The following is a 4,801-nucleotide window of genomic DNA, read 5'->3' as shown; positions in this document are numbered from 1 at the left end:
GCCAAACCCTTTTTTTATGAAATATTTTGATGATATAAAATCTTAAAAAGAGATTGTATGAAATTTATATTTTAGTCTGTGTATAATTATAAAATATACTACATTTGGTTTGTTGAAAATAAAATTTTTATGAAATTATTCAAATCGATACTTGTAGCAGGAGTTTTATTAACTTCAATTGCAAATTATGGTCAATTTACAGATCAAATAAATTCTAATAGACCAGGAAAATCTATGGGAGCATTTGCTGTTGGTAAAAAAATATATCAGGTAGAAAGCGGATTATATTATATTAATGAATCTCATGATGTAAGAAATTATGATGCCCGAGGATTTGGTTTAGATTTTGCTGCTCGTGGCGGATTTATAAAAGAGCAGTTGGAATTCATTTTGGAAGCTCAATTTCAATTAGATAAATATTCCGTAGCAGATTCGATAAGTAAGAGTCGAAGTGGTTTAAAACAAACAACTTTTGGAGCAAAATATTTGTTTTATGATCCATTCAAGAAAGGACCTGCAAAACCAAATATATACAGTTGGAAAGCAAATCATAAAATAAGTTGGAAACAGTTTATCCCTGCTATATCAGGTTATGTAGGAGTAAATTATGTAATGAAAAACGATTACAGTATTCCCGACGAATCGGTAATTAGTCCTAAAATCATGCTTATTACACAACACCATTTTGGTGTGAAATGGGTTTTAGTCAGTAATATAATTGCAGATAAGATAACATCTAATAATTCAAATTTTGGATCAGTATTTACCTTAACTAGAGCAATTAATGAAAAATGGGCTGCTTTCGTAGAAAACAAAGCGGTAAAAGGTAATTATTATTCTGATGGAATATTTACAATGGGTGCAACACATTTACTAAAAAACAACATTCAAGTTGATGCTTCTATTAGTAAAAATATCAAATCGACACCATCATTATTATATGGAGGAATAGGGTTTTCTTGGCGTTTCGACAAAAAACACAAAGACATTCAAATTAAGGATGGAAAAGAAGTGAAAGAAAAGAAAGAAGATAAGGACAAAAATTCGAAAGGCTCTAAATCGCAAGAAGAATTAGATAAAGCAAAAGCAAAAGCTGAGAAAAAAGCTAGAAAAAATAAACCTGACGGAGATGACCAGCCAGTTCAGGAAACAAAGAAAAAACGTTTAGACGATATCGAAGAAGAAAAGACAACTCCATAATGATTACTATAAAAGAAGCAAAAACCAAAAGCGAACTTACGGATTACATCAAGTTTCCTTTTTTATTATATAAAGACAATAAATATTGGGTTCCGCCAATTATTGCAGATGAACTTGAAACTTTCGATAAAACAAAAAACCCTGCTTTTGAAAATGCAGATGCTTACTTTTATTTAGCTTATAGAGATAATAAAATTGTTGGAAGAATTGCTGCAATTATTAATTGGAGCGAAGTAAATGACCAACAAAAAAAGAAAGTTCGTTTTGGTTGGTTTGACGTTATAGATGATGTTGAGGTTACAAAAGCATTACTTGAAAAAGTATACGAATTAGGAAAAAAAAATAATCTCGATCATATTGAAGGTCCAATGGGATTTTCTAATCTCGATAAAGTTGGTGTGCTTACTGAAGGATTTGAAGAAATTGGAACCATGATTACCTGGTATAATTTCCCTTATTATTCCACTCATTTTGAGCAACTAGGTTTTGTTGTTGAAAAAGAATATCTAGAAAACAAATTTCCTTTCTCAAATGTAAAATTAGAGTTTTTTGACAAAGCACAAGAATTAATAAAAAGAAGATACCAGCTAAAAGCTTTAAATTTTAAAAAAACAAAAGATGTTTTACCTTATGTAGATAAAATGTTTGATTTGTTTAATGTTTCTTACGCAAATTTATCCTCTTTTGTAGCCATTTCAGATGTACAAAAAGAATATTTTAAGAAAAAATATATTTCGTTTATAAATCCAGAATACATTAAATTTGTAGAGGATAAAGACGAAAATCTAGTTGCATTTGCAATCGTAATGCCTAGTTTTTCGAGAGCTTTACAAAAAGCCAAAGGCAAGCTTTTCCCTTTTGGTTTATTACATTTGCTAAATGCTAGAAAAAATAGCAAAGATGTAACTTTTTACCTAATTGGAGTTCATCCAGAATACCAAAATAAAGGAGTTCATGCTATTATTTTCAAAGAAATGCATACCACATTCGTTGCAAAAGGAATTCAAAATTGCATCAGAACACCTGAATTAGCAGATAATCACGCCATACATTTACTTTGGAAAAATTTTAACCCTAAGATTATTTGTAGAAGAAAAACGTTTAAAAAGGATTTGTAATATTATAAAGTAATCAAATAAAAAACTCCGTCATTATTACTAATGCACGGAGTCTTTAATAAACAAACCAACCTAACCAAACTTATATGTAACCAGCATATAAATTATTTTTTATCCTTGTCTTCCTTTATATCACTGGCTGAATTTTCTATTTTTGCTTTATTGCCATCAGCTTTATAATAGTAGTAATCATCATTAGGATTATTTGAACTATCATTATAATCATCATTATTTTGATAGCCATTGTAACCACCGTGATTATTTCCGTTATAATATGAAGTATGATAACCTTTTACAGTTCCAAAAATATCTACAATTTGACCTCTTCTGTTATAAATAATTCTTAAACCACCTACTTGAGTAAGTGCAAAATTGTTATATTTCATATAAACTGAACCAATTCTACTTACACGATCATTATAATCGTAATTGATAAAAGTATTCCCAATTCTTCTTACTCTACCAAAAGCATCGTGCTCGATACGAACTCCGTAATTTTCAGGTCTTCTATTTACTTCGCTCCCTGCTCTTTTTCCAGCAGTTTTGTAGTAATAATCTCCTTCAGAGTCTTGTGGTCTGGTGTTAAAATCAAATTCACCATTTGGGAACACATAAAACCCGATTCCACGTTCTGTAAATGCTATTGGTTCATCAAAACTGAATCTTGCAATTGTTGTGTTATCAGAAAATACAGGGTTTTCTGACGCATTTGCCATATTTCCTACCAGGAAGATGCTGGCTACTAAAAGAGTAATTTTTTTCATGATATAATAATTTAATAGTTTTTGCTTACTCTTACGATTTTTAGCTTCCTCGAACAATAAATATTTTTTGTTATAATTACTTATTCAATTTGCGTGCCAAAAATTAAAAACACATTACATTTAATATTCATTTTTATTTAAATAATTGATAATTAAACTGTTAATTTCAAGTTGTTAATGGTTTTTTTATTTGCTTTTTTTTATATATTTGCTAAACTAAAAACCTACTTGCAATTATGAAAACAGTTACGCATAAGTTTATAATTATTTTTTTATTGTCTTTAAATGGTGCTTTTGCACAAACTTTTATACAAGCTTATGCTGATATTGCTAACCAAGTTTCTCAAACTAATGTTACAAATAACTTAACTGAATATGAAAATTTAGGTGTAAAATCTAGAGGATCAGCAGCATTAGCTAATACATTAACTTGGCTAAAAGATAAATATACGAGTTACGGATATACAGCAAGTCAAATAGTTGAAGATCCTTATACCTATTCTGGTTCTACAGCAACAGTAAAAAATTTAGTGGTTACAAAAATTGGAACACTTTATCCAAATACTTATGTTATTATATGCGGACATTATGATTCTTATAATATAAGTAATACAGGATCTAAAGGAACAAATGATAACGGAAGTGGTTTGGCAAGTATATTAGAAGTTGCTCGTTTGTTACAGAATGTTCCTACTGAATATTCTATCAAATTTATCAATTTTACAGGAGAAGAAGAAGGTTTGTATGGTAGCCAACATTTTGTGTCTTCGGTAGTAAATTCAACAACTCCAAAAATGAATATTAAGTTAGTTTTTAATATTGATGAAGTGGGAGGAGTTGCTGGAATGACGAATAATACTATTACTTGTGAACGTGATACAAACGGATCTCCATCAACTAATAATGCAGCTTCAAATACAATTACTAATGAGCTAATAACTTGTGTTGGACTTTATTCTCCGTTACAAACATTTTTGAATTATGCTTACGCTTCAGATTATATGCCATTTCAAGCTAATAATGAAATAATTACAGGTTTTTTTGAAACCAATGAAACAACTCACAAGCATACTGCGACGGATTTGTTAATATATATGGATCCTGTTTACAACTATAAAGTTGCTAAAGCCGCTACTGGGGCAATGCTACATTTTGCAGTTGCGAGTACAGTCTTAAATAATCAGGATTTTAATTCTGATTTTCAGGTGAGTTTTTTCCCAAATCCTACTAAAGATTTTATTAATATCAATTTGGGTTTGTTAACAGAAAAAGAATATAAATTTTCATTAATAGATATAAATAGCAAAGTAGTTCTAGAAAAAACGATTACAAATCCTAATCAGTTAGAGAAAATAAATATTACTAGTCTTACTAAAGGACTTTATTTAGCAATTCTGAATGCTGGTGATAAAAAAATAAGTAAGAAAATTGTGATTGAATAATTATAAAATTCGAATAATTTTTATCGCAAATTGATAGGCTAATGCAAGTTTATCAATTTGCGATTTTTATTTACAGTTTCTCTTTCAAATATTTTCCGGTAATCGATTTTTTGTTTTTTGCAATTTCTTCAGGAGTTCCAATAGCAAGTATTTGTCCACCATTTTCGCCACCTTCAGGACCAAGATCGATAACCCAATCGGCACATTTTATCATATCTAGATTGTGTTCGATAACAATAATAGAATGTCCTTTTTCAATTAAAGCATTAAACGATTT

5 protein-coding genes are annotated in these 4,801 nt (G+C 29.4%); 3 read left to right on the top strand and 2 right to left on the bottom strand.

Translation table 11 applies throughout. The features are described from left to right. Window positions 1-129 precede the first annotated feature (129 nt). Both ACKVOV_RS10035 and ACKVOV_RS10030 read left to right on the top strand, forming a co-directional pair. Window positions 130-1,200, top strand: coding sequence for a transporter (locus tag ACKVOV_RS10035; RefSeq protein WP_409206624.1), 1,071 nt, complete (start codon window positions 130-132; stop codon window positions 1,198-1,200). Beyond that, entirely contained in the window at window positions 1,200-2,318 is a 1,119-nt protein-coding gene (locus ACKVOV_RS10030; RefSeq protein ID WP_409206623.1) for a GTP cyclohydrolase, read from the top strand. Before ACKVOV_RS10035 ends, ACKVOV_RS10030 begins: the two co-directional genes overlap by 1 nt. A gap of 104 nt (window positions 2,319-2,422) precedes the next feature. Here ACKVOV_RS10030 and ACKVOV_RS10025 read toward each other — a convergent pair whose 3' ends face one another. Continuing rightward, window positions 2,423-3,082: a hypothetical protein gene (locus tag ACKVOV_RS10025; protein WP_409206622.1), complete on the bottom strand. Its 660-nt coding sequence runs from the start codon at window positions 3,080-3,082 to the stop codon at window positions 2,423-2,425. A gap of 236 nt (window positions 3,083-3,318) precedes the next feature. On the opposite strand from ACKVOV_RS10025, the gene ACKVOV_RS10020 reads away from it, so the two are divergent. Continuing rightward, window positions 3,319-4,524: a M28 family peptidase gene (locus ACKVOV_RS10020; protein WP_409206621.1), complete on the top strand. Its 1,206-nt coding sequence runs from the start codon at window positions 3,319-3,321 to the stop codon at window positions 4,522-4,524. A 70-nt stretch (window positions 4,525-4,594) separates the two neighbouring features. Here the strand turns inward: ACKVOV_RS10020 and ACKVOV_RS10015 are convergent. After that, the coding region (locus tag ACKVOV_RS10015) for a hypothetical protein (protein ID WP_409206620.1) at window positions 4,595-4,801 on the bottom strand (207 nt) is incomplete at its 5' end.

The sequence above is a fragment of the Flavobacterium sp. genome (assembly GCF_046153165.1).
GTDB lineage: Bacteria > Bacteroidota > Bacteroidia > Flavobacteriales > Flavobacteriaceae > Flavobacterium.
Note: the sequence above shows the minus strand (reverse complement) of the source record. Positions and strands in the feature narration are given on the sequence as shown.